Raw genomic sequence first — 22,713 nt, forward strand, 5'->3', positions numbered from 1 at the left:
CGGCTTTGCCGCCGAGCGGCTGATGGAAATGGAGGTTGGGGCTGCCACCGGAGTGGCTATGGCGAGAAGAACCCGCTGCGGCTCGCCCAGCGCAATGGCTACCGCGACCGGGACTGGGAGACGCGGGCCGGCACGGTCGAGCTGCGCATCCCGAAGCTCAGGAAGGGAAGCTACCTCCCGGGTTTCCTCGAACGCGCCGCATGGCCGAGAAGGCGCTGACCGCCGTTATCCAGGAAGCTTATGTGCAAGGCATCTCGACCCGATCGGTTGACGACCTGGTCAAGGCCATCGGGATGAGCGGCATCTCCAAGAGCCAGGTCTCGCGGCTGTGCGAGGAGATCGACGGCAAGGTGAAGGCCTTCCTCGAGCGGCCGATCGAGGGCGATGGTCGGAGCGCGTACGGAACGTCAATAAGGCTCCGGCTTTGGCGCGCACAATCACGAACCCTCGACTATTCCGACACATCGAAGCGCTGCCGGAGGAGGAACTTAGCGGCGAGGTTGCAGTTCGGCCCGGGGACCTGAAGTCCTGAGGCCTAAGTGAGCAGCAGAAAGACCATGCCCGTACGATCATCCGGCATTAAACTGGCTCCGTCGGACACCTGCCTGAGTTCCGCCGCCGCGTTGCTCCTGTTGTTTTCTATCAGTCTCGCCCAAAGCTGGGCAGCGCTTGCCGGGGACACGGACACCGCGCTCATCAACTGGGCAAGAGCGAAGACCCTTCTTGTCGAGCAACTCGACCGGGAGCCGCGATCGGTAGATGCCCAGTTCAATGAGTCGACCCTGATCAGTCGCGCCGTGACACCGGTCGTTGCGCCATCAGCCGACGAGCGCGCGCGGAATGCGGCGACTAGCGACTTATACGTGCAGATATATGGGCGGCCGTCGCTTAAGAGCTTCCTCTGGACGGGTGTCGAATCCGGCAATCCCTTGACCCGCGACGAAAGCTACCGCTGGGATTCCCTCGACGACCAAGGCCTCTTTGACCACGAGCGGCGGCGTGTCCTAGCTGCCCGTCTGCTTTATCTCGGGATCCTGAACGTCAGGCTTGGCCTCTCGAACCACTTGATTGATCCGGAGCGGGACGAGACCTGGCTGGCGCATGACGGGCTGATCGACGACCTCGACCGCGCCGGCCTGCGGGTCAGCCTCGACCTGCACCATTTCGGCATCGAGGATCGGTTCCGGGTCGCCGGACCGGACGGTCGCACCAAGGGCCGGGCCAGCTACTACCTCAATCAGGACTGGCCAGCCTATTTCGCCGCCTTCTCGCGGGCGGCGATCAATCGCTATGGCCCAAGGATCAAGGCAGTGACCTTGATCAACGAGCCGGAGACGACCATCGGCTTCAACAGCGAGATGTGGAACGGGGCATTTCCGCGTTGGCAAAGCCCGTTGCACACCACCTACTACATCGAGCGTGCCGTGCAGGTCGCCAAGGCCGCCGTGCTGGCGCGGCTTGCCATAGAGGAGGAACTGGCGCCAAGCAAACGGCGCATGCTTTACATCCACCCCGAGGCAGCGGTCTTCAAGCCAGGATGGGATGAGTTCAACCGGCACATACGCTTTTTCGGCAGCGACCTGATTCTTGGAGAGGACTGGCTGCTCGAAGCGGATTTCGAAAAGCTGGAGCTAATGACGCCCGCCGAGCACCTCGCGAAATGGAACGCGACCGCGCCCTCGTCGCGCACATCCCTGGATTGGGCCATCAAGCATTATCTCGACGGCAGCCCGGCGACCGGCCGGCCGCTGCAGGACAGCCTGCAGCGGGTCCTGCATATGCTGAAGGAAGTCCAGGACCTGCATCGAAAACTAAACAGGGAGTTCAAGGTAACGATGAAGAGGGACACCGTTTTCGGGGTCGACTATTACGCTCACAACGAGGACTTCGACACGAAAGGAAAACACCTCAGTGCCGAGCCCCAGAATTATGCCGGCGAGGTCAGTTCAGGCGCGCGCGCGGGCCTCGAGGCGGTGATCACCGACTACTACAATCGCTACCACCTGCCTATGATGGTCACCGAAACCGGAACGCCCTATTTCAACTATGGCGCGCGCTGGCACCAGGAGATGCTGCTAGAATGCGCTGCGGCTGCATCGGCTGGCGTCCCGTTGCTTGCTTACTCCATCTACCCGCTGCTCGATAGCTGGGGGTGGGAAACAGCCCTGTCGGTGTCCAGGCCGCAAACCCTCCTCAACCCCTCCGGCATTTTCACGCTGGCTCTTGAACCACGACCGTTTGCCGGGCGTCTCCTGAGATCGCTGAAGGCTGGTTTTCAACCCTGAGCGCAGCCCGGTGAGCCCCCGAACGCACGCGCTATAATCTCATGGTGGCGCGCGGACAATGCCGGGGAGGGCGCCCGCATCCCTGGCAACGCCTCTCTCGGGGTTGGCTGTTCCGCGACGGGCGACGATGGTGAACCCGGTTCAACCCGTTCCTCGGCGATCAGCCTGGCGCCGCAACGCCTCGCCGGTATCCACCCGGCGTGCCAGTGCCCTGCCGAGGTGCTCGCCCTCCTGCTTGGCGCCCTGTGAAAGGTCCGGCAATGGCTGGCCGTTCTCGTCGAGGAACAGCGCCACGTCGCCAAGCGCGAAGATGTCGGAACGGCCGATTACCTGCAGGTCGGATGCAACCTTCACCCGGCCGCCGCGGTCGAGCCCGAAACCAAGCCGGGCCGCCAGCGGCGAAGCGGCCACTCCGCGGCCCAGAGCGTCAAGGCCACCGGGATGACCTTGCCGCCTACCGTGATCTTCTGTGCTTCGACCGCCTCGACGCGATTGCCGAGGGGCGACCTCGACGCAGAGCCTTTCCAGGCGCAGAATCCGCCAGCTGCAGACGGTCGCCGGCATCGGCGAGTATGATGCTTGTCTTCTCCGGCCGGATGTTACGGAAGTCGCGCGCCAGGGTGTGCCGGCTGAGTTCTGCGATCGAGCCCGCGAGTTCCACGCCGGTCGGGCCGCCTCCGATGATGGCGATCGTCATTAGCCGGGATTGCTCGACTGGATAGGTTATCCGTTCCGCAAGCTCGAACGACAGCAGCAATCGCGACCGGATCGTGCCGGCATCCTCGATGGTCTTCAAGCCCGGACAACCTGAGCCCAGCTGTCCTGGCCGACATAAAACGGCTGCGAACCGGTTGCCGGGACCAGTATGTATAGGGAACCGTGGTTCCATCGGCCAGCACAAGCATCCCGCCCTCGGTGCCGATCTCAGCGACATCGCCGAAGAGGAACTGAACCGAGGGACAGCGGCCCAGTATCTTGCGGATTGGCTCGGCGATGTCAGGCGCCGACAGGGCGGCGGTTGCAACCTGATAGAGCAAGGGCTGGAACAGGTGGTGATTGTGGCGGTCGATGATCGTCACCCCCGATCTCCGCCTTCCGAGCGCCTTGGCAACCTTCAGACCGGCAAAGCCACTGCCGACCACGACGATGCGCGAATTCAAGATTCGCCCATGCCTGCTCTTGGCGAGTTGCATGCTTCCTGTCCGGTTCGAAAGTCATAGGCTGTCAGGTATGGCTCGCAGCGATCTGAAGTCAGGGCTCGCTCCGGCGGGATCGGTCCAGGCGAGGCATCCGGCAATAATTGGCGTCGTGCTGACGACTAGGGCGCCGCGCACGTAAAGGATCACCAACCCGCGCCACGAGACGCGGTCGACCGCCCAGACGGTGCCGCTGCCGTCGACCCATTTCAGACGGGCGTCGGCGACTTGAATGGCCCGCATCATCGTCGCTGGTTCCATGCCGCCCCGAAAGACGATGACCGAATTGGCGGCACCGTTGAAGAGCGGGCCGGCGCCCGCTGCCAATCCTGCAAGCAAGACGATGCTGGTAAGCGCTGCCGACGCGCCGCGTGCCGGTCCGCCGCGGTTGGGCAGCACCACCACCATAAGAAGGGGCACAATGCCGAAGATGACGAGCCACGCCATATCCCAGGCGAGCGGCATGTCGCTGTTCATCTTGATCCGATGCAGCCCTAGCAGCCAATGGAACAAAACGGCATCAAAAATATGCCAGACGCCGAACCCGACCAAGGCAACCCGCAGGATCTCAGTCGTGGTCCCAGGCCGCGCGCCGGCCGCCCTCGCGGCCACAAGCAGCACTGCGCCGGCCACCGCGAGCACATACATGAAAAGGTGAAAGAGGCCGTCGGCCATGATCTGGAAGCGCAGGTTGGAGCCCGCCGGGTCGGCGAGGCCCGAGAGAAGATGATGCCATTGCAGGATCTGATGCAGGACGATGCCGTCGAGAAACCCACCGAGCGCGAAGCCGAGCAGCAGCCACCCTGCTTGGATTCTCCGATCGAACGTCTCGGCAATCGCATCCATGTCAGGACCACTGCCTCCAGGCCGGGGTGGGCCGTCGCGTAGGCGTGGACTGGTCTAGCGTGGGGTCGTGGAGGCCGTGACGCGCCTCGATCGAGAAGGCGGATATCAGCCCACCAACCACCGTCGTCAGAACCATTGCCGCAGCAATTATCGCCAGCATGAATGCTGATCCTCCTCCGCAGGGTGATGCTGCGCTGAGCCAAACCATGGCTTCCGTTGAATGTTCCAGACGCAGGTCTGTGGGGGGAACATTCAACTGCCAGCACGGTTCGGTGCTGGTTGACGGACGGCCCAAGCGGAGACGGTCATGAGTGAACATATCGCAACAGATCCGGGCAGTCGCGACGACCACAGGCCAAGCGGCATTACCCGGTGGCTGTTCTCGACCAACCACAAGGACATCGGTACACTCTATCTGATCTTCGCTTTCCTCGCGGGCGTCATCGGTATGCTTTTGTCGGTGAGCATGCGAATTGAGCTGCAGCAACCCGGGATCCAGTTTTTCCCCGGACTGGCGTCGATGATCTACGGCTATCAAGGCGACGAGGCCATCGATGCGGGCAAGCAACTCTATAACGTCTTCACGACGGCCCACGCGCTGATCATGATCTTCTACACCGTAATGCCCGCCCTGATCGGCGGCTTCGCCAACTGGATGGTTCCGATCATGATCGGCGCCCCCGACATGGCGTTCCCACGTATGAACAACGTTTCGTTCTGGCTGCTGCCACCGGCATTCATGCTGCTTTTGTTGTCGATCTTCGTGCCCAGCGTGCCGGGCGGCTATGGCTCCGGGACCGGCTGGTTTCTCTACCCGCCACTGTCGACCTCCGGCCATCCCGGTCCCGCGGTCGATCTGGTTATCTTGTCGCTGCACATTGCGGGTGCCTCCTCTATACTGGGGGCTATCAATTTTATTACGACCATCTTCAACATGCGCGCGCCGGGGATGACGCTGCACAAGATGCCCCTGTTTGTGTGGTCGATCCTCATCACCGGCTTTCTGCTGCTGCTAGCTCTGCCGGTGTTGGCCGGCGCCATCACCATGCTCCTGACCGACCGCAATTTCGGAACCACGTTCTTCGCGCCGGACGGCGGAGGCGACCCGCTGCTTTACCAGCATCTCTTCTGGTTCTTCGGCCATCCGGAAGTGTACATCATGATCCTGCCCGCCTTCGGCATCGTAAGTCAGGTGATCTCGACTTTCTCGCGAAGGCCGATCTTCGGGTATCTCGGGATGGTATACGCAATCGTGGCGATCGGGGCGATCGGCTTCGTCGTCTGGGCACACCACATGTACACAAGCGGAATAGGCCTCGACACTCAGCGCTACTTCACCTTCGCGACAATGGTGATCGCAGTGCCGACCGGGATAAAAGTGTTCTCCTGGATCGCGACTATGTGGGGCGGTTCAGTCAGCCTGCGGACGCCGATGCTCTGGGCGCTCGGCTTCATATTCCTCTTTACTGTTGGCGGGGTGACGGGCGTCCAACTCGCAAATGCCGGCCTCGACCGTGAATTGCACGACACATATTTTGTCGTCGCGCATTTCCACTACATACTTTCGCTCGGAGCGATCTTCGGCATATTCGCGGGCTGGTATTACTGGTTCCCGAAAATGACGGGCTATCTGTACAACCCGCTTCTGGCTGGAATCCATTTCTGGACGACCTTCGTCGGTGTCAACCTCGTCTTCTTCCCCCATCACTTCCTTGGCCTGGCGGGCATGCCGCGTCGCTATATCGACTATCCCGACGCATTCGCCGGCTGGAACATGATTTCATCGTACGGATCATATTTGTCGGCCGCGAGTGTCGTGGTTTTCCTCTTCGGCATCTTGGAGGCTTTCTCCCGGCGAAGGGCGGCCGGCATGAACCCATGGGGAGCAGGAGCCACCACATTGGAGTGGGAGTTGACCTCTCCACCCCCTTTCCATCAATGGGACAAGCTCCCGAGAATCGAATGATGGCGGCTGCCGCGCGCGACAGGTGACGGGACGGTGCTGAGTTGGAAGGCGCGTCGCGCAGGCCGTGATCTTGAAGGGAGAACCTCCGCCTATCGGAAGCTGATCACGAGCACGGCGAAACAGCTGACGAGGGCTACCGCCCAGCAAAACAACCAGTTGGCGATCAGCAGAACCGATTTCAGCACGGTCGCGTGGCAGTAGTCTTCGATGATCGATTGCATGCCCAGCCGCATGTGGATGCAGTTGACCAAAATGAAGGCGATGAAGGCGGGTGCGACATAGATCGACCCGATGACGCGCACGACGACATCTCGAGGCTCTCCGATCAGCCTGATAACGACCGCGACGATGTAAATGACCAGGATCAACAGTGCAGCAGATGTCAGCCGTTCCAGTATGAACGCTTCGGTTCCATGTTTAGCCGATCCAAGGCCCCGCACTCGAGCCAGCGGAGTTCTGATTGAGCGCCTGTCAGCCATATTGCTTCCCGCAAATCACTTGGTGCGTTGCGCATCACCCGAGCTGTTGCTGTCCAACGCCCGATGGGTGCATAGGTTGCAAGCACGCTCTCAAGTCCAGCGAGGCGGGCTTTATAGGCTGTTAGCTGATACCCTGAACGCCATCAAATGTTCCTGCGACTGCCAGCTTTCCACAACTCGCTTTCAAGCAGCGAGATGCTGAGGCGGACCCGCATCGGTCTGCTTGACCAGCGGGGCCTTCACCGGTTCGACTCTGCGCGGCTGTAGTTCCGTTGCAACGGTGGCGCCAAACACAGGAATTTCAGCGAAACTTGGAACGGGGGAGGGGCATCGCCTGATGCGGACGGGCAAAACGAAACCGGGGTTTAGCCCGGAACAAATCATCGACGATCCGGTTCGGCAGGGTCCGACGATACTCATTCCAAATGTCGGTCATGTTGGCAGACGAAGGGAAGCTAAAGATGTCGAAATCTCTCGACTGCGCCGTTCCGAACAAAGGCAAGATGGAAACCGGCCCGAAAACATCTCCGCAACAGGATCCGGTGGAAGGCTCGCGCGAGACGATCGATCGCGAACTTGAGCGGACTGACGACGAAAACAATTCCGACGAAGCGGAACGCTTGCGCCGAGATCTGCGAAAAGAGGTGGCGGAAGAGACCGACTTGCCCGAAAGCGGCTCGGCCTGAGGATCGCCCGAACACATTGCGGGCTACCGTGCCCCGATGCTTCTGACGCACAGAACGGCCACTCGACGGTCATGATCACGGCCCAGCCTGTTCTATCAACGTAGGGTCGCCGAGACCAACCCCCTCTGGGACACGACCTGTCGCGGGTCGCATGCCGCCACGGGCTCGGCAACTCTGTCAGGCTGCGCCGGCCTCCCGGCGGCGCTGCGAGCGGGCAAGGTCTCGGGCTACTGCAGCGCCTCGGGGAAAGCCGCTGCGATCGCTGTAGTCGCGCGGCTTGGTTCCGTTGCGTGAGTGGCGCCCGGTCACGCCTTTCGCACCGATGATGTCGAGCAGTGCAAGACCGGCGACCATGGCAAGCGCAAGGCCCACATTGTCGCGCTTTGGGTTGTCATCCCGATACGCCGTCAGCAATGTCGCGATGTCCAGGCCGTCGCCAGCCACCCGACTCCACAGCCCGGCATGCTTGTCCACCGAAAGCGAGAGTATGCCGCTGCTTATTTCTCGCGCCCCATAGGCGCGGATCAGCCCTTCCTTGCCGCTCATCCCGAGCGCGCCGGCCATCCGCTCGGCGCCAAGCAACTCGACGGCACCAAGCACGATGCTGAACCAGCCGAGCTTGCGGGCAAGGCCGTCGGAGGCGCCGACCACACTCGGCCCAGCCTTCAGGACTTTGGGATCGCCAGGCGATTGGGTGATGTTGGAAACTTTAGCAACCACGGTCATGACGATTTCCTACGGTTTCAGTACAACCTTGATGCAGCTGTCCTGCTTGTCGCGAAACACCTTGTACATTTCGGGTCCCTGCTCAAGCCCGACGGTATGGGTGATGACGAAGGACGGGTCGATCTGGCCATCTTCGATGCGGCGTAACAGATCCTCGGTCCAACGGTTGACATGGGTCTGTCCCATGCGGAACGTGAGCCCCTTGTTCATTGCCGGTCCCATCGGGAGCTTGTCGACCAGCCCGCTGTAGACGCCGGGGATCGAGATCACGCCGGCCGGCCGGCAGACATAAATCATCTCACGCAGAACGTGCGGTCGATCATTTTCCATCAGCATCAACTGCTTTGCGCGATCGTAGAGGGTATCGGGCTGGGCCAGCGAGACGTGGCTTTCCATGCCGACGCAATCGATGCACTTCTCAGGACCCATCCCACCGGTGAGTTCCTGCAGCCGTTCAACGACACTTTCCTCGGCAAAATTGATGGCTATGGCACCGCCTGCCGCGGCCATCGACAGCCGTTCCGGCAGGCAATCGATCGCCACCACCTGTTTCGCGCCGAGCAGCAGGGCGCTGCGTATCGCCATCTGCCCAACTGGGCCGCAGCCCCACACCGCAACGGTATCGGTGGGCTCTATTTCGCACTGAGCCGCGGCTTGCCATCCTGTGGGAAAGATGTCGCCGAGGAAGAGGACCTGCTCGTCGGTAAGGCTGTCAGGCACCTTCACGTGCGTGGCGTCGGCGAACGGCACCCGCATGTACTCCGCCTGTCCCCCGGGATAGCCGCCGGTCAGATGAGTGTATCCAAACAGACCCGCGGTGGTGTGCCCGAACACCTTGTCACCGAGATTCTTCTTACGGTTCGTGCGTTCGCAAACCGAAAAGTTCTGTCGCTTGCACTGGTCGCACTCGCCGCAGATTATGGTGAACGGCACGACGATCCGGTCGCCTTTCTTCAGAGCGCCGTTGACTCCCTTCCCGACCTCCACGACCTCCCCCATCATCTCGTGGCCCATGATGTCGCCGGGCAGCATGGCCGGCACAAAATTATGGTAGAGGTGAAGGTCGGAGCCGCAAATCGCACAACTCGTCACCCTGATGATGGCGTCACGCTCATCCACAATTTCCGGATCGGAAACCTGATCGCAGCGTATGTCTTCCTTGCCGTGCCAGACCAACGCCCGCATAGCTTGCTCCTCTGCCCGCAAGATCTAGGGGTGGGACCTCGCGCCTGTCGTAAGCGGGCCGATGCTTCTTTGGATCGACTGTGTCCGCTGCCTGTCGAACCGCAACGGCGGACCGATGTTCCGGTGCGTGGAGAGAATTTTGGAGCCATTCCAGAGACGATCAGTAACGAGCGCGGTGTCGCGTCCAAGTCGCCACAGCGGGAGCGCTTGGCTGCACACCTACTCAAGCTGTTCATGAACGGCTTAGCTGGGGAGTATGAATTGCTGGACGCCGAGAGAAACAGGGCTCGACCTCAGGGCACGACTGTTCCGAAGATCTTTGACGGCGACATTGGGATCAGCGGAGCTGATTTGGCATGAGCCGCATCCATCGCGGTGACTGCTTGGCAAGCCAGGGCGTGAACTTTCTTGAAACTACCGTGACACTCAAGACGCGCTTGAGCGTGAGGCAGGCAAGCAGATATTCGTGGACCAGCACCCTGATCAGCGAGCTTTTTGTGTGTTTCCTAGGGTTGAAATTGTCTGATCCTGACAGGCACGCCCTCATCGTGCCGGCTTCTGGCAATGCACCCAAAAATTTGCTCATAGCATCTTGGATGCGCCGCCAGTCTTTCCGCCAGACAGACCAGCGCGTGGCCAGGTATTCGCGCGTGCAACCGCCTTCTGCGAAGATGGTAACGGGATGCGAGGGGGCGGCCGGCGCTTGCGCTTGAAGTCCTTAAGCGACGGCTCAGTGGAACATCCCGGTCTTCGAGTGGTTGGGCGCAGCGGTTAAGGAGACGAATGAATATGATCTCTGATGTGGACACCCTCGACCTGCAAGAGAAACTGCCGAAGCAACAGCAGCGTGCTCCGGGCCAGACGAACGCAATGTCCCCGCGGCCCGATCACGGGGAGCACAGTTACGAGGGGAGTGGCAAGCTTGAAGGCAAAACGGCTATTATCACGGGTGGGGACTCCGGGATCGGTCGCGCAGTGGCCATTGCTTTTGCCAGGGAGGGTGCCGATATTGTCTTGTCTTACCTGAATGAACACGACGACGCGCGCGAGACGGCCGACTGGGTGGAGAAAGCGGGCAGGCGTGCCGTTCTTGTTGCCGGCGACGTCGGGGACGAAAGGCATTGCGTAGACATAGTCGAGACGGCCATGCGTCAGTTGGGGCAAGTCGACATCCTGGTCAACAACGCTGCTCACCAAGCCACGCTTGACGATATTGCGGAGCTCTCTGCGGAAGAGCTGGATCAGACGTTCAGGACGAACATTTACAGCCAGTTCTTTTTGTCAAAAGCAGCATTGCGGCACATGGGCAATGGTGCCAGCATCATCAACACCGCGTCAATCCAGGCAGCCGATCCGTCCCCACAGCTCCTGGCCTACGCCGCCACCAAGGGCGCTATCGTGAATCTGACCAAGGGACTGTCTAAAATGGTCGCCAAGCGCGGCGTCCGTGTCAACGCCGTCGCCCCCGGCCCCGTCTGGACTCCCCTGATCCCTTCAACGATGCCACCGGAAAAGGTCGCCGAGTTCGGTCGCAACACGCCCATCGGACGCCCCGCCCATCCGGCCGAGTTGGCGGCCACCTACGTTCTGCTTGCCACGGCAGGCGCAAGCTATATCACCGGAGCTGTCATTGCGGTCACCGGTGGCCGCCTGATGTAGTCGGTGCAGCCGTCGCCAGCCCCGCCACCAGATGCTGAGTCAGGGGCGGCTCCCAGCGTGGACTCGGCAAAGAACAATCACGCTTGTCCATGGCGACGATGATCATCAAGAAGGCGAGCATGTGATCATACCCATCATGTCGTCACCAAAGTTTTTGGTGATGATGATCCTGCCGCCTATGCTAATTGCCGGGTATTCATACTGAGGTAAGAGATCTCACGTTTGGAACGTCAGCAGCCTTCCGTCTCCCATGGGCGACAGCGGCGCCGCCATTCAAGGACTCTCCGCCACAAATATGCTGAGCGGATCAGCTCACTATGTCGGTTGGCCAATCGCGCACCATGAGCCATATCCTTCCGGAACAAGTTGGATTAGCCGAAGTTCCACCCACAGGCGCCATACTCATGCTCCCCGCCCGTGGCGCACCGGCCCGCTGCTTTCCCCTCGTGGCAGCGGGCCATTTCATTGCTTGACAAGCTTTGTCGACAAAGCCAGTTTTTTACGCTGAGGGACAACGCGGGGGAGAGTTACCGTGAAGAAGGCCGATGAAAAGGCAGAACTGCAGAAGCGCGAACGCCTGGGTAGCATCGCTGCCCAGGTAGCCGTATCCGGCCTGAGCAACGTGTGATGTGAGAAGCCAGCGCTGATCAAGTGCGAGCGACTTTCGTCTGTACTGCCGGGTCGGGCATGTCGTTGCCACCGCCCGCCTGATATCTGCTGAAGATCACGCCAGATTCTCCGCAGCCTCACGCCCGCGCCGCCGCCGTCCCCCTTGGTGGCCGACGGGTTCGGAACACCACCGTTGCGACGGTATTGTTCAGAGACTTGCTGGCGAAGGTCACCATCGCGACTAACTGCAAGCTGGACTGTTGGTGGACTAATTTAGCTATGGAACATTTACCGGACACGAGTGTTCGGGATCGGGCCGTCCACTCCAGCGGCCTTCCCAAGTGACCCTTGCCCGCTGGCTCGGCCGGCGGGCTTTTTCCGTCGAGCCTCGCATGTACAATCAGAACTGGCCGGCATGCTATTTTTCGCCCAGAAGGAGTTTCGCCTCGCGAACGAGCGAATTCCACTCTCTGCCCAGCAACAGGACAAGCTCTGTCGCTTGCGCCTCGCTATCCCGGTCTCTCGGATAAGCCTTTCGATGAGGCTGTCCTGCGGCGGCTTCTTACCTGTCATCGTCGCGTCCCGTTTCGGCGCTTCAGGGATTAACATATGATAATCGTGCCCCTTAAGCGATTGAAATTTTTCGGCGCCGGAGCGGGACAACATCCTTGCGTTTGAACTCTTCTCGCTAGAACTCTGTGCGGAGTGCATTGGAAGCAACCATGGCCGGTAAGTACCTGGACCATCTCCTGGAATGCCCATACTGCGGCACGATCCGCCTGCAGATTCCTGGAGACGCTCAACCTTCAACGCCGATCAACTGCGCCGAGTGCGGCCAGTATCTTGGCACATGGGACGAAATTCAGTCGGATTTCGAACGCCAAGGCGGGAACAGCGGGGCGTTCCACATCGAAAAGGGCCGGATCCAGAAGCTGGACTCAACTTAGCGCGGGTAAATCTCGGCCCACCAGCAGCGCCTTATGTCCTCAACAGTCCGGCACACTGTAGAATCGAAGTTGTATGTCTTTTGTAATTGAAAGACAGATTTCAACGGACGTGTAGAAATGACGTTGCGCGTTGCTTTCAAGGGAGCTGTGATGGATGATGTTGTCGTGATGCTGAACGGCAAGGCTCTGCCTTGCATTGAAGTGTTCGAGGCCTGCGGAGAATGGTTCGTCCGCGTGCTTGAGAAAGACCGGGAACTCACCCGGTCATTTATACTGGAATCTTTTGCGCTGTCCTATGCGGAAGGCCAGCGGATACGCTTAAGGCTGCATAGGGTCGTTCGGATTTAGGCACTACCCAGCCGTAGGGGGCGGTAACAAAACCCCGACAGGCCTGACAGGCCACTCCATATGAGGGGTCCAGAAGCCAGGGCTGATCGAATGCGGGCGACCGTCGTCCGTGACTGGCTATTGGCTCGCACCAGTGGGCGTTTGCTTTTCTAATGCGAGATCAGGCTTTGCCGGCCTTGATCCTCGTCAGGTGCGCTCTTGCTTCGCCGACACGCCGCTGGGCGCCTCTTATTGTGTCGCAGAGGGCGAGATCGATGCCCACGCCATAGCGCTTGTCCGTTATCCGCTCGAGGCGTTTCAGGTCGGATTCAGCTTGGCTCACGCTCAGCCTGGCCTTAGCTAGCTCCAGTTCGAAATGTCCATCCATTGTGTCGCGTCCCTGGGAGCCCCCTTCCATTAGGAAATACTCATCTGGGTAAGCAGCAGACCGACTCCACCAGCAGCGGCATGGACAAGCGCGATGTCGCCGGGCTGCACGGGATAGAAATCCGTCGCGAAATGGCTGGCTGTGAGGCCCTGCATCATCACAGCCGCCGCCGTGCGATCGTCGATTGAATCCGGTATCGGCACCAGCGCATCGGCCCGTACCACGGTCCTCTCGGCATAGCTCCCCGGCGAATACACCCAGGCGACACGACGGCCCGGCCAAAGATCGCTGACCCCATCACCGACCGCGATCACGCGGCCAGCGCCTTCTACGCCCAAAATCTTCGGATCCGGCACGTCGGTCCAGGCAAGTCCGCGCCTTACGCCCGTGTCCATGAAGTTCACGCCAGCCGCAGCGACTTCAACCAGGGCTTCTCCCGGCCCTGGCGTTGGCTCGAGCGTATCGAGAAACTCGATGACGTCCGGCCCGCCCCATCGGTTCATCACGACGGCTTTCATCGAGATGCCTCCGCTGCTGCCTTTTCGATCAGCCGAGCGACCGGTTCAGGGTTCGAAACCATCACCACATGCGAGGCGCCTTTGACCACCACGGTCTCGCGCGCGTGCGCTCGTTCGGCCATGAAGGCGGAGGCTTGCGGTGGGATGTTCTTGTCCTTGTTGCCGTAGATGAACCAGCTCGGGATCGTCTTCCACGCCGCCGCAGTCTGGGCCTCGTTCAGTGCCGCTTCCGTGATAGGCCGTTGCGTGGCGGCCATCAGCTTTGCGTCGGGGATGGAAACATCGGTTGCAAACTGGTCCCGGAACTTCTCCTGCCGGATGTAGAGATCCTTGCCGCCGCATGACAGCGGAACGGGTGGAGCGAGCGTGGGCGCAAGAGTGCTGCCTGGGAACTTGCCCGCAAGCGCGGCGGCCGTCTCGCCGACCTCCGGTGCAAACGCCGCAACATAGACGAGCGCCCCGACATTTGCATGGCCATCGGCGGTTTCGCTAATGACCGAGCCGCCGTAGGAATGTCCGACCAGGATGACAGGCGATGTAATGCCGGATACGATATCGGCAACATATTGAGCGTCGGTGGCGACACCTCGCAGGGGGTTGGCAGCGGCCACAACGGGGTAACCATCCTTCTCGAGGATCTTGACAACTCCGTTCCAGCTCGATGAGTCGGCGAACGCGCCGTGAACCAGAACAATGGTGGGCTGAACGTTGGCTGGCTTCTCTGACTGCGCGTAAACGTTGCCTGATACGGACACGGCGATTGCCAAACCTGCGAGCAGTCTTTTCAACTCACATATCCTTTCGATGGTTTTGTTTGTGTGGTGCCATTGCGATGCTCGCAGGGCTAAAAATTTGGATCTTTTAGAGAGTTCTTTGGCTAAGACTGCGGCGAGCCGACCCGCCTAGGCTGCGGAATATTCATCCGGCATCGCTGCGAAGACGGATTACGCAATGGTCGCAACCACACACCGCAGGCGGTGGACAGGTTTCATCGGAAAGCCGCTTGACAGGTTGTCAAAACTTGCCGACGTCGATGACCGCCTGCGCAAAGGCCTGTGGAGCCTCCTGCGGTAGGTTGTGACCGATGCCGCCTGAGATCAGCCGGTGTTCGTATTTCCCGGAGAACTTCTTGGCGTAGTTTGCCGGATCCGGATGCGGCGCGCCGTTGGCGTCGCCCTCCATCGTAATCGTCGGTACACCGATCGCCGGAAACGCCGCGAGCTTTTGTTCCAAGCCATCATATTTTGGCTCACCTGGCGCCAAACCGAGTCGCCATCGATAGTTGTGGATAGAGATCGCGACGTGGTCGGGGTTGTCGAACGCGGGAGCGGAGCGATCAAAAGTTATATCGTCGAAAGCCCATTTTGGTGAGGCGAGCGCCCAGATGAGGCGCGTGAATTCGCGGGTGTATTTCTCGTAACCCGCCCGTCCCCGTTCAGTGGCGAAGTAATATTGATACCACCACTGCAATTCGGCCTTCGGCGGCAGCGGCGCCTGGTTCACCTGCTGACTGCCGATGAGATAGCCGCTGACTGACACCATGGCGTTGCAGCGCTCAGGCCAGAGCGCGGCGATGATGTTGGCTGTGCGCGCGCCCCAGTCATAGCCGGCGACGACCGCTTTCTGGATATCCAGCACATTCATCAACGCAACGATGTCGGACGCAAGCGCCGCCTGCTGACCGTTCCTGGGTGTCGCGTCCGACAGGAACCGCGTAGTACCGTAACCGCGCAAATATGGCACGATGACCCGGTACCCTGCGTTGGCAAGCAGCGGCGCGACATCGACATAGCTGTAAATGTCGTAGGGCCATCCGTGCAGGAGGATCACCGGCGGGCCGTCCGCAGGACCGTCCTCGGCATATCCGACGCTCAGCAGATCCGCGTCGATCTGCTTCATTGAGGAGAACGAAGTCCGTGCCTTCAGCATGGGGAAGGCGGTCCTTTTGGACCCGTCGCCCTGCGCCTCCGCAATCCCGATCGCGCCAAGTTGTGCCGCGGCTATTGTCGCGGCAGCAACGCCGAAGAGGCGACGCCGATGGTGGTTGATTTCTTCCGGGTTTTTGATCGCGTTCATTGGTGCACCGCCTTGTCGTGATGACATTTTGCCGAGAGTGGCATGCAAGATCGATCGGTGTGATCGGTAGCTAAGCGAGGCTGATTGCGACTTCGATATTGCCGCGCGTGGCCTTCGAGTAGGGGCAGGTCTGATGTGCTGCCTCTACAACAGCCTTGGCAACGTCGCGGTCGAGCCCGGGTACGCTCACATTGAGGCGCGCGCCGAGGAAGAAGGCACCGTCGGCAGTGTTCAGATCCACCTCTGCGTCAATTGCGAGGTCGGCGGGCAGCCTGACGTTCATTTTGCGGGCGGCAATTGCCATTGCGCCCTCGAAGCAGGCCGACCAGCCGGCTGCGAACAGCTGCTCCGGATTGGCGCCGCCGCCCGGTCCGCCGGGCGTGGAAAGCCTGATGTCCAGTCGACCGTCGGAACTGCGGGAGGTGCCGTCCCTACCGCCAGTGGTGCGGACCTTGGCGGTATACAGGAGCTTTTCAGATTGGGTCATGATGTCTGGGTCCTTCACAAAAGGGCGCTTTGAATTCGACTTTGGAAATTGGCGCGTGGCTTCGCTCTCCACTAGCGTGGAAAACGCACTTAAAAGGCTTGCGGCCGAAGCAAGTTTTGCGGAACGAGCGACAGCGACACTGCAAGCATGATCATTCTCCCTGGGCCGGTCAGCAAACGTTCTTGCTGCTTCCACACATAGAGAGAGATCGCCCGGAGCACCCGTTATACACTATGATGCGGTGTTAGCGCTCGCCAGTGCCGCCCGTGCCGGAACTGGCCTGAGCTGCTTTCCTGACCTGCCCCAATCATCCCTCGGGGCCACGAAATCGACTTTTTGCTACATAGGTAGTGGACTTGGAACCGCGTCTGACCAGCCAACAAAAAGCAATAAAGAATGATGCCATGATAGTCGCGCAGACGAGCGACAGGATATCGTTTGGTCCCTTTACGCTGACCGCGGGCGAGAGGCTCCTGCTGCGCCAAGGCGTGCCTGTCAATCTGGGCGCGCGCTCTTTCGACATCCTTACAGCGTTGGCTGCGCGCCCCAACGAAATCGTCAGCAAGAAGGACCTGCTGGCCCATGTGTGGCCCGACGTCACCGTCGAAGAAGGCAGTTTGCGGTTTCAAATCGCCAACCTCAGAAAGGCGTTGGGCGATGGCGCGGACGGCGCGCGCTACATCGCCACTCTGACGGGGCGCGGCTACTGCTTTGTGGCCCCGGTCTCGCGATCGGATGGTCAAGACAATGGGCAAAGGGATGTCGTCGCCAGCTATCCGCAAGCCAATCTGCCAAGCCGCCTGATCCGGATGGTCGGCCGGACTGACGATACTGTCCGACTTTCAACTCAACTGGCCGAGACGCGTTTCATCACGACCGTCGGCACGGGCGGTGTCGGCAAGACCGCTGTCGTTGTGGCGGTGGGCCACGATCTGATCGAAGCATTCTCGGGTGCCGTGCATTTCGTCGATCTCGGGGCGGTGAGTGATCCGGGCTTGGTCGCGACGACCGTGGCCTCGACGCTAGGGCTGTCTCTTCAGTCCGAAGACGCGACCCCCAGTCTGCTCGCCTACCTTGCAGACAAGCGGATCCTCCTGATTCTTGACACTTGCGAGCATGTCATTGACGCCGCGGCGGACTTGGCGGCCCGCATCTTCGCCGCCGCACCGCAAGTCCACCTGCTGGCAACGAGCCGCGAGCCCCTCCAAGTCGAAGGGGAGCACGTTTACAAGCTGGAGCCGCTCGCATGCGCGCCTGGCGATCTGGAACTCACCGCGTTCACTGCGCGCCGCTTCCCTGCGATCCAGCTGTTCCTGGAACGCGCCGCCGCGAGCGGTGCCGGGCTTGATCTCCAGGATGCGGATGCCGCCATCGTTGCCGGCATCTGCCGCAAGCTCGACGGCGTGCCGCTCGCGATTGAGCTGGCGGCTGGACGGGTTGCGACTTATGGCCTGCAGAAAACCGCCGAACTTCTCAACGAACGGCTGACGCTGTTGTGGCCGGGACAACGTACCGCGCCGCCGCGGCAAAAGACCCTCCAGGCCACTTTGGACTGGAGCTACGGACTGCTGTCGGAGTTCGAGCGTCTTCTGCTTCGCCGGTTGGCGATCTTCGTTGGCCACTTTTCCATCGAGGCCGCCCTGGAAGTTGTCACGAGCGCAACCGTCGATGACGCACTCGTATTTGGCGCTGTCGACAGCCTGGTCGCCAAGTCGATGATAGCGGTAAGGCCTGCCGGGGCAACGATGCGTTACCGCCTGCTCGACACGACGCGGGCCTACGCCCTTCAGCTCGACGTCGACGATGCCGAGCACGCGAGCCTGGCCGCGCGTCACGCGACGCATTGTTTGCGCTGGCTGGAGGAGACAGGAGCCGAGTGGCCTACTTTGTCGAGCGGCGTACAACGGTCATTTCACCTAGCGGGCCTTGCCAATGTGCGAGCGGCTCTGGACTGGTGCTTCGGACTTGACGGGAACACTGACCTCGGCGTCCGTCTGGCTGCCGCGGCGGCCCCCTTTTTTCTGTCGATGTCCTTGCTCACCGAATGTCATCGCTGGGCGGCGCAGGCGGTTGTGGCTCTTGACGATGCGACTAGAGGCGGATTGGAGGAGATGCATCTTCAGGCAGCCGTTGGGGTCTCCCTGATGTTCACGCGTGGTGGAAGAGATGCGGCGCGCGTGGCATTGAACAGAAGCCTGGTCATTGCCGACCGACGTGGCGAGGCGCTCGATCAGCTTCGGATTCTGGGCCCGCTGCAAATGTTTCACCTGCGTACGGGAGAGTTCAGGACCGCGTTGCGTTATGCGGAGCGCTGTTCCGTCATTGCCGGAACGCTTGAGGATTCGGTCTCCACCACTTTGGCGCATTCCTTGATGGGGATTTCGCTTCACCTCAGCGGAGAGCTCGGCCGTGCCCAGACCGCGCTCGAAGCGGCGTTGCGATACGGGCCGCACTCCAACCGAACCACGACGAACTATCTCGGCTTTGACGGCAAGATTCTGGCGGGATCGATTTTGGCAAGGACACTGTGGCTGCAAGGCCATCCTGATCGGGCCGCGGAGCGCGCGCTGCTGACGATTGAGGAGGCGGAAGTCCTGAAACATCCCCTGTCTCTCTCCATAGCACTTGTCTGGGCGATTTCCGTGTTCCTCTGGACCGGCAAGCTGGAGCTCGCAGAGAAACACATCAATCGTCTTTTCTCTCGTGCCGAATTTCATTCTCTCGGGCCCTATCTCGCCCTGGGAGGCGGCTTCACAGGGGAGATCGCCATTCGTCGCGGCAGCCCAAGCAGCGGTGTCGAAGGCCTTCGACGCTGCCTTGCCGAGCTCCACGCCGCGCCTTACGAACTGCTCACAACGCCGCTCAATATCGCGTTTGTTCTGGGCCTGGCTGCGGCGGGCCGATGCGCGGAGGCACTTTCACTGATCGAGGAGACGATCCGTGACGTCGAGGCAAGCGGCGATCTTTGCTATATGCCGGAACTGCTGCGCGTAAAGGGAACCCTTGTTCTGGCGGCCCCGCGCCCGGACGCCGACGAAGAGGCCGAAATGTGTTTTCGGCGGTCGTTGGAACTCAGTGATCGTCAAGGCGCGCGGGCATGGGAGTTGCGGACCGCTGTCGACCTTGCTTGCCTGTTGGCCGCTCGGGGACAACACAGGGAGGCGCGGGCTCTTCTCCTGCCGATTTTCGCGCGATTCGGGGAAGGCTTGGAGACAGCAGACCTGCAGTCAGCGGCAGGCGTGCTGGCAACGCTGAAATAGGTGTGAGGTTTCGGGAGATTGTCCGTTCGGACCAGACCCAGGAGACTGTCGAGGAAGGCCAATGGTCCGGCTCCTTCAAACGGAAAGCGACGCTTGGCCAACCATAGTCGGGCGTTCATTCGGAGCTACCATCCGGTGTGGGCTATTCTGTAGACAGTGACTTTCCCGAGCATATGGATTTCAGACTGCGGGCGAACAATGAAACGTTCCCAAAGTAATTCGGGTATATGTCGACAAGCTGTTCCACCTTATCCACCTCGACCAAGGAAACCGTCCAATCAATTCCCCTTAGCGCGATTTTCTTCTCTATTTCTTCCAATTTCCGCGCCCCCATGATGAGAGTTCGGAATGATTGAATCGTAACGTTCCGATCCGCTCTATATTGCACCAAATGATGCCGAAAATGTCGCGTTGGCTGTACGAGGCTCTCTGAGCGGAGGGTAAGCTTCGTGATATCTGCCAGTATACTTGTTGCACCTATACGCCTGTTGATATCCCGCAGTTCCCGCACTCGGTCATCGCGATCCGGACCACCGACACGAATTGGACACTGCTCAACCTGGGCGAATTCCGCCGACATAAGCTGGAAAAGACGTAGCCAATCCTGCTCCCCGTTTCCGTGCTTCAAATCCTGGCGCTGGAACAGCCCGACGGCCTCAACTGCAGTTGCCCATGAGTGCTGAAGTGTGGTCCGAACTTGCAGTTCGATGCGTCGTCCCTCGAAAGCCTGGGTGTGGGCAGCTCTGGGTCGGTACTGGAAAACAATATGGTGACTTCGATAGCCGTCCGGCTTCGGCTCATCGATATAGTTAAATTCCCGACAGTGCATCTCATGGGGGAACTTGTCTCGCAGCGATTCTAGAAGCAAGCGGACGCTATTGATATCGGGCATGATCGCTCGGCAGCCGCCGATATCGTTCATGGTGTCCAAATTGGTGGTGGACTCTCGAAGCTTCCGACAAATGGATGCCAGACGCTTTGGACGCGATGCCATGTCGCCCTTCAATCGCAGGGCTTTGATGTGGTGACCGACAGAGAATCGAACGCTCCGCATCGGCAGAAAGTGCGAGTCGCGCCAGCTATTGGCGATTGAGAAGATTCGCATCGTGTCCACGTACTGGCCGGCAGTGGTGTCTTGTCCGAGCTGCATAGGTTTTGCCAGCCGATCGCCTGCCTTGCGAACGGCTTGCATACTGTATTTGAGGCGCGGGTACTCAGTCATTGGACCACAAAGTCAAGGTAGGCCGCTTCATTCTGAACTGGGCGGGACGACCGCAGGAGAATCGGATCTCATGTATCGTACCGCTTTGTATCCCTCGAGTCCGCTCAGGGCGGCTGGATCGAAGCCACAAGATCACGACGGTGCCTCCTTGAGTTGCCTCTGCGGTGACTCACCGGCCCCGGTAGCTTGGGCGCACGCAACTTCGCAACCATGCAGTTGCCGTCGCGTCCTAAATGCGGCTCTCGAGTGTCCTTCCTGCCGCTTGTGGTGCCGCACATGTTTTGGGTAGCGGGCGAAGGGCGGGAGGGAACCTCATGCAGGCGGATCGGAGCACTCTTCTTGGGTGTCGCCGCCGGCACCCTCGCCATTGCCGACATGCCGCCGTCTTCGAGCCGGGCATGTCTACGGCCTTGAGCTCGTCGGCCCGGCTCCTTCGAACGGTTCAAACCTATTGCAAATGCCCGGATGGGCCATTCTCGGTTGCGGCCTGTCGGTTCACGTTCAGGCCATCTGAGTTCACCTCGTGATGAACATCCCAGCGAAAGCGCCACCTTTGCGCTTGCCCTGAAGGCATCCTATTCTGGAGGAATAGCATCCGCTCGTGGGGACAGAATGTCGGTCCTGCCTTTCTTGAGAATTCACGCACCGCTAAACGCGGTGCTAGCTGCGCCTGGGCTGCTGGCGGTGGCCGCGCTCACCATGCCGGACATGTCCGCACGAAGCAGGCTGGCTCTGACTGCCGTGCTGGCGGTCATTTGGGGCGCTTATCTCCTACAGATGGCCGAGACTCTGATCAAGCACTGGGCGGGAGACCTTCGGGACAGGACGCCTGCAATCGCCATTGATATGCTCGCGGTTTTGGTTCCACTCGCTGCATTTCTGCTCGAAGGCACGCCCGACCGGAGCCTCTACTGTGCTATCTGGCTGCTCAAACCGCTGCGCGACTCGACCTTCTTCCCGGTACTGGGCAGGGTGCTGGCCAACGAAGCGCGTAACCTGATCGGCGTCACCACGCTTTTCGGCGTCGTTCTGTTCGGTGTCGCGCTCGCGGCCTATGTCATCGAGCGCCACATCCAACCGGAAAAGTTCGGCAGCATCCCTCAGGCCATGTGGTGGGCGGTGGTCACGCTGTCCACCACCGGTTATGGCGACGCCATTCCGCAAAGTTTCGCCGGCCGCGTCCTCGCTGGGGCGGTCATGATGTGTGGCATCGGCGTCTTCGCGCTGTGGGCCGGCATTCTTGCCTCCGGCTTCTATCAAGAAATCCGTCGCGAGGATTTCGTCCGCAATTGGCAGTTGGTCGCCGCCGTGCCGTTGTTTCAGAAGCTCGGCCCGGCCGCGCTGGTCGAGATCGTGCGCGCCTTACGGCCTCGTAGTTTGCCGGCCGGCGCCGTGATCTGCCGAAGGGGCGAGACCGGGGATCGGATGTTCTTTGTTGTGGAGGGGCGGGTGAGCGTCGTGATGTCGAACCCAGTGGAGCTTGGCCCTGGCGCCTTCTTCGGCGAGATGGCGCTGATGAGCGGCGAACCGCGTACGGCGACCGTCAGCGCCGCAACGGCTGTCTCACTCCTGTCGCTGCACGCGGCGGATTTCCAGATGCTATGCAGCAGCAGCCCGGAAATCGCGGAAATCATCCGCAAGACCGCGCGCGAGCGGCACGGCACGGCGCCGACGGCTTGACCGTACCAAAGTCTTCGTCAGGAGGAGGGCGCAATGGCTAGGCTGTCCAACTGCTTGTCGAGAATGGCTGGCTGGAAGGGTCGCCATTGAGACGACGGGCCGCGGGCAGCCGCCTAGGGTAATGTCGCGTTGCGCCAAATTGTCAACTGAACGACCGCCACCAAACGGCGG

At 60.6% G+C, this 22,713-nt stretch carries 19 protein-coding genes and 2 pseudogenes; 9 read left to right on the top strand and 12 right to left on the bottom strand.

Going from position 1 to position 22,713, the window contains the following annotated elements:
- Positions 1–75: 75 nt before the first annotated feature.
- A pseudogene (locus LB557_RS05100) lies at positions 76–524 on the top strand (transposase).
- 33 nt (positions 525–557) lie between these two features.
- Positions 558–2,285 carry a hypothetical protein gene (locus tag LB557_RS05105; protein WP_224713020.1) on the top strand — a complete coding sequence of 576 codons (1,728 nt, stop codon included), beginning with the start codon at positions 558–560 and terminating at the stop codon, positions 2,283–2,285.
- Between the two features lie 141 nt (positions 2,286–2,426).
- On the opposite strand, the gene LB557_RS05110 is transcribed toward LB557_RS05105, so the two are convergent.
- The 3 genes from LB557_RS05110 to LB557_RS05120 form a co-directional block, all read right to left on the bottom strand.
- Entirely contained in the window at positions 2,427–2,696 is a 270-nt protein-coding gene (locus LB557_RS05110; protein ID WP_051041272.1) for a hypothetical protein, read from the bottom strand.
- A gap of 188 nt (positions 2,697–2,884) precedes the next feature.
- A complete protein-coding gene (locus tag LB557_RS05115) occupies positions 2,885–3,478 on the bottom strand; it encodes an FAD-dependent oxidoreductase (RefSeq protein ID WP_224641756.1) in 594 nt (197 codons plus the stop codon).
- A gap of 21 nt (positions 3,479–3,499) precedes the next feature.
- Positions 3,500–4,327 (bottom strand): DUF2243 domain-containing protein, encoded by an 828-nt coding sequence (locus tag LB557_RS05120; RefSeq protein ID WP_224641755.1) that lies wholly within the window; start codon positions 4,325–4,327, stop codon positions 3,500–3,502.
- A 307-nt stretch (positions 4,328–4,634) separates the two neighbouring features.
- On the opposite strand from LB557_RS05120, the gene ctaD reads away from it, so the two are divergent.
- On the top strand, positions 4,635–6,293 hold the full coding sequence (gene ctaD, locus LB557_RS05125; protein ID WP_224641753.1) for a cytochrome c oxidase subunit I: 1,659 nt from the start codon (positions 4,635–4,637) through the stop codon (positions 6,291–6,293).
- A gap of 89 nt (positions 6,294–6,382) precedes the next feature.
- Here ctaD and sdhD read toward each other — a convergent pair whose 3' ends face one another.
- Positions 6,383–6,772, bottom strand: a complete 390-nt coding sequence (sdhD, locus tag LB557_RS05130) for a succinate dehydrogenase, hydrophobic membrane anchor protein (RefSeq protein WP_224641751.1) — start codon at positions 6,770–6,772, stop codon at positions 6,383–6,385.
- 425 nt (positions 6,773–7,197) lie between these two features.
- Here sdhD and LB557_RS05135 point away from each other — a divergent pair, with 425 nt between their 5' ends.
- Positions 7,198–7,458 (top strand): hypothetical protein, encoded by a 261-nt coding sequence (locus tag LB557_RS05135; RefSeq protein WP_140663637.1) that lies wholly within the window; start codon positions 7,198–7,200, stop codon positions 7,456–7,458.
- Positions 7,459–7,635: 177 nt separating this feature from the next.
- Here LB557_RS05135 and LB557_RS05140 read toward each other — a convergent pair whose 3' ends face one another.
- Together LB557_RS05140 and LB557_RS05145 are read right to left on the bottom strand one after the other, a co-directional pair.
- Complete coding sequence (locus LB557_RS05140; RefSeq protein WP_224641749.1) at positions 7,636–8,184, bottom strand: hypothetical protein; 549 nt, start codon at positions 8,182–8,184, stop codon at positions 7,636–7,638.
- Positions 8,185–8,193: 9 nt separating this feature from the next.
- Positions 8,194–9,369: a zinc-dependent alcohol dehydrogenase gene (locus tag LB557_RS05145; protein ID WP_140663633.1), complete on the bottom strand. Its 1,176-nt coding sequence runs from the start codon at positions 9,367–9,369 to the stop codon at positions 8,194–8,196.
- 789 nt (positions 9,370–10,158) lie between these two features.
- Between LB557_RS05145 and LB557_RS05150 the strand changes: the two genes are divergently transcribed.
- The 3 genes from LB557_RS05150 to LB557_RS05160 all read left to right on the top strand — a co-directional run bounded on the left by LB557_RS05150 (position 10,159) and on the right by LB557_RS05160 (position 12,932).
- The gene (locus LB557_RS05150) at positions 10,159–11,028 is read left to right on the top strand and encodes an SDR family oxidoreductase (protein ID WP_140717143.1); all 870 of its coding nucleotides are present in this window, start codon (positions 10,159–10,161) and stop codon (positions 11,026–11,028) included.
- A gap of 1,331 nt (positions 11,029–12,359) precedes the next feature.
- On the top strand, positions 12,360–12,584 hold the full coding sequence (locus LB557_RS05155; RefSeq protein ID WP_224641748.1) for a hypothetical protein: 225 nt from the start codon (positions 12,360–12,362) through the stop codon (positions 12,582–12,584).
- 117 nt (positions 12,585–12,701) lie between these two features.
- Complete coding sequence (locus tag LB557_RS05160) at positions 12,702–12,932, top strand: hypothetical protein (RefSeq protein WP_224641747.1); 231 nt, start codon at positions 12,702–12,704, stop codon at positions 12,930–12,932.
- A gap of 160 nt (positions 12,933–13,092) precedes the next feature.
- On the opposite strand, the gene LB557_RS05165 is transcribed toward LB557_RS05160, so the two are convergent.
- The 5 genes and pseudogenes from LB557_RS05165 to LB557_RS05185 form a co-directional block, all read right to left on the bottom strand.
- Positions 13,093–13,299, bottom strand: a complete 207-nt coding sequence (locus LB557_RS05165; protein ID WP_140716941.1) for a hypothetical protein — start codon at positions 13,297–13,299, stop codon at positions 13,093–13,095.
- A 41-nt stretch (positions 13,300–13,340) separates the two neighbouring features.
- Positions 13,341–13,817 (bottom strand): annotated as a pseudogene (locus LB557_RS05170) (alcohol dehydrogenase catalytic domain-containing protein); the annotation flags it as partial.
- Complete coding sequence (locus tag LB557_RS05175; RefSeq protein WP_224713021.1) at positions 13,814–14,605, bottom strand: alpha/beta fold hydrolase; 792 nt, start codon at positions 14,603–14,605, stop codon at positions 13,814–13,816. The pseudogene LB557_RS05170 and the gene LB557_RS05175, both read right to left, overlap by 4 nt.
- Positions 14,606–14,831: 226 nt before the next feature.
- Complete coding sequence (locus LB557_RS05180) at positions 14,832–15,893, bottom strand: alpha/beta fold hydrolase (protein WP_224641745.1); 1,062 nt, start codon at positions 15,891–15,893, stop codon at positions 14,832–14,834.
- A gap of 70 nt (positions 15,894–15,963) precedes the next feature.
- The gene (locus LB557_RS05185; protein WP_224641744.1) at positions 15,964–16,380 is read right to left on the bottom strand and encodes an organic hydroperoxide resistance protein; all 417 of its coding nucleotides are present in this window, start codon (positions 16,378–16,380) and stop codon (positions 15,964–15,966) included.
- A gap of 404 nt (positions 16,381–16,784) precedes the next feature.
- Between LB557_RS05185 and LB557_RS05190 the strand changes: the two genes are divergently transcribed.
- The gene (locus LB557_RS05190; protein WP_224641810.1) at positions 16,785–19,640 is read left to right on the top strand and encodes an ATP-binding protein; all 2,856 of its coding nucleotides are present in this window, start codon (positions 16,785–16,787) and stop codon (positions 19,638–19,640) included.
- A 142-nt stretch (positions 19,641–19,782) separates the two neighbouring features.
- On the opposite strand, the gene LB557_RS05195 is transcribed toward LB557_RS05190, so the two are convergent.
- Positions 19,783–20,862 (bottom strand): RelA/SpoT domain-containing protein, encoded by a 1,080-nt coding sequence (locus LB557_RS05195; RefSeq protein ID WP_224641743.1) that lies wholly within the window; start codon positions 20,860–20,862, stop codon positions 19,783–19,785.
- Positions 20,863–21,474: 612 nt separating this feature from the next.
- On the opposite strand from LB557_RS05195, the gene LB557_RS05200 reads away from it, so the two are divergent.
- A complete protein-coding gene (locus LB557_RS05200; protein WP_140504512.1) occupies positions 21,475–22,542 on the top strand; it encodes a cyclic nucleotide-gated potassium channel in 1,068 nt (355 codons plus the stop codon).
- Positions 22,543–22,713 lie beyond the last annotated feature (171 nt).

Origin of the sequence: Mesorhizobium sp. BR115XR7A (genome assembly GCF_020165315.1) — a bacterium.
Lineage (GTDB): Bacteria > Pseudomonadota > Alphaproteobacteria > Rhizobiales > Rhizobiaceae > Mesorhizobium > Mesorhizobium australicum.

Excerpts from the sequence above, each read along its gene's own strand:
- LB557_RS05135 (WP_140663637.1), top strand. The coding sequence starts at position 7,198 with ATGTCGGTCATGTTGGCAGACGAAGGGAAGCTAAAGATGTCGAAATCT.
- LB557_RS05140 (WP_224641749.1), bottom strand. The coding sequence starts at position 8,184 with ATGACCGTGGTTGCTAAAGTTTCCAACATCACCCAATCGCCTGGCGAT.
- LB557_RS05160 (WP_224641747.1), top strand. The coding sequence starts at position 12,702 with ATGACGTTGCGCGTTGCTTTCAAGGGAGCTGTGATGGATGATGTTGTC.
- LB557_RS05200 (WP_140504512.1), top strand. The coding sequence starts at position 21,475 with ATGTCGGTCCTGCCTTTCTTGAGAATTCACGCACCGCTAAACGCGGTG.
- ctaD (WP_224641753.1), top strand. The coding sequence starts at position 4,635 with ATGAGTGAACATATCGCAACAGATCCGGGCAGTCGCGACGACCACAGG.
- sdhD (WP_224641751.1), bottom strand. The coding sequence starts at position 6,772 with ATGGCTGACAGGCGCTCAATCAGAACTCCGCTGGCTCGAGTGCGGGGC.
- LB557_RS05120 (WP_224641755.1), bottom strand. The coding sequence starts at position 4,327 with ATGGATGCGATTGCCGAGACGTTCGATCGGAGAATCCAAGCAGGGTGG.
- LB557_RS05105 (WP_224713020.1), top strand. The coding sequence starts at position 558 with ATGCCCGTACGATCATCCGGCATTAAACTGGCTCCGTCGGACACCTGC.
- LB557_RS05145 (WP_140663633.1), bottom strand. The coding sequence starts at position 9,369 with ATGCGGGCGTTGGTCTGGCACGGCAAGGAAGACATACGCTGCGATCAG.
- LB557_RS05180 (WP_224641745.1), bottom strand. The coding sequence starts at position 15,893 with ATGAACGCGATCAAAAACCCGGAAGAAATCAACCACCATCGGCGTCGC.
- LB557_RS05115 (WP_224641756.1), bottom strand. The coding sequence starts at position 3,478 with ATGCAACTCGCCAAGAGCAGGCATGGGCGAATCTTGAATTCGCGCATC.
- LB557_RS05195 (WP_224641743.1), bottom strand. The coding sequence starts at position 20,862 with ATGACTGAGTACCCGCGCCTCAAATACAGTATGCAAGCCGTTCGCAAG.
- LB557_RS05190 (WP_224641810.1), top strand. The coding sequence starts at position 16,785 with ATGATAGTCGCGCAGACGAGCGACAGGATATCGTTTGGTCCCTTTACG.
- LB557_RS05150 (WP_140717143.1), top strand. The coding sequence starts at position 10,159 with ATGATCTCTGATGTGGACACCCTCGACCTGCAAGAGAAACTGCCGAAG.
- LB557_RS05165 (WP_140716941.1), bottom strand. The coding sequence starts at position 13,299 with ATGGATGGACATTTCGAACTGGAGCTAGCTAAGGCCAGGCTGAGCGTG.
- LB557_RS05155 (WP_224641748.1), top strand. The coding sequence starts at position 12,360 with ATGGCCGGTAAGTACCTGGACCATCTCCTGGAATGCCCATACTGCGGC.
- LB557_RS05185 (WP_224641744.1), bottom strand. The coding sequence starts at position 16,380 with ATGACCCAATCTGAAAAGCTCCTGTATACCGCCAAGGTCCGCACCACT.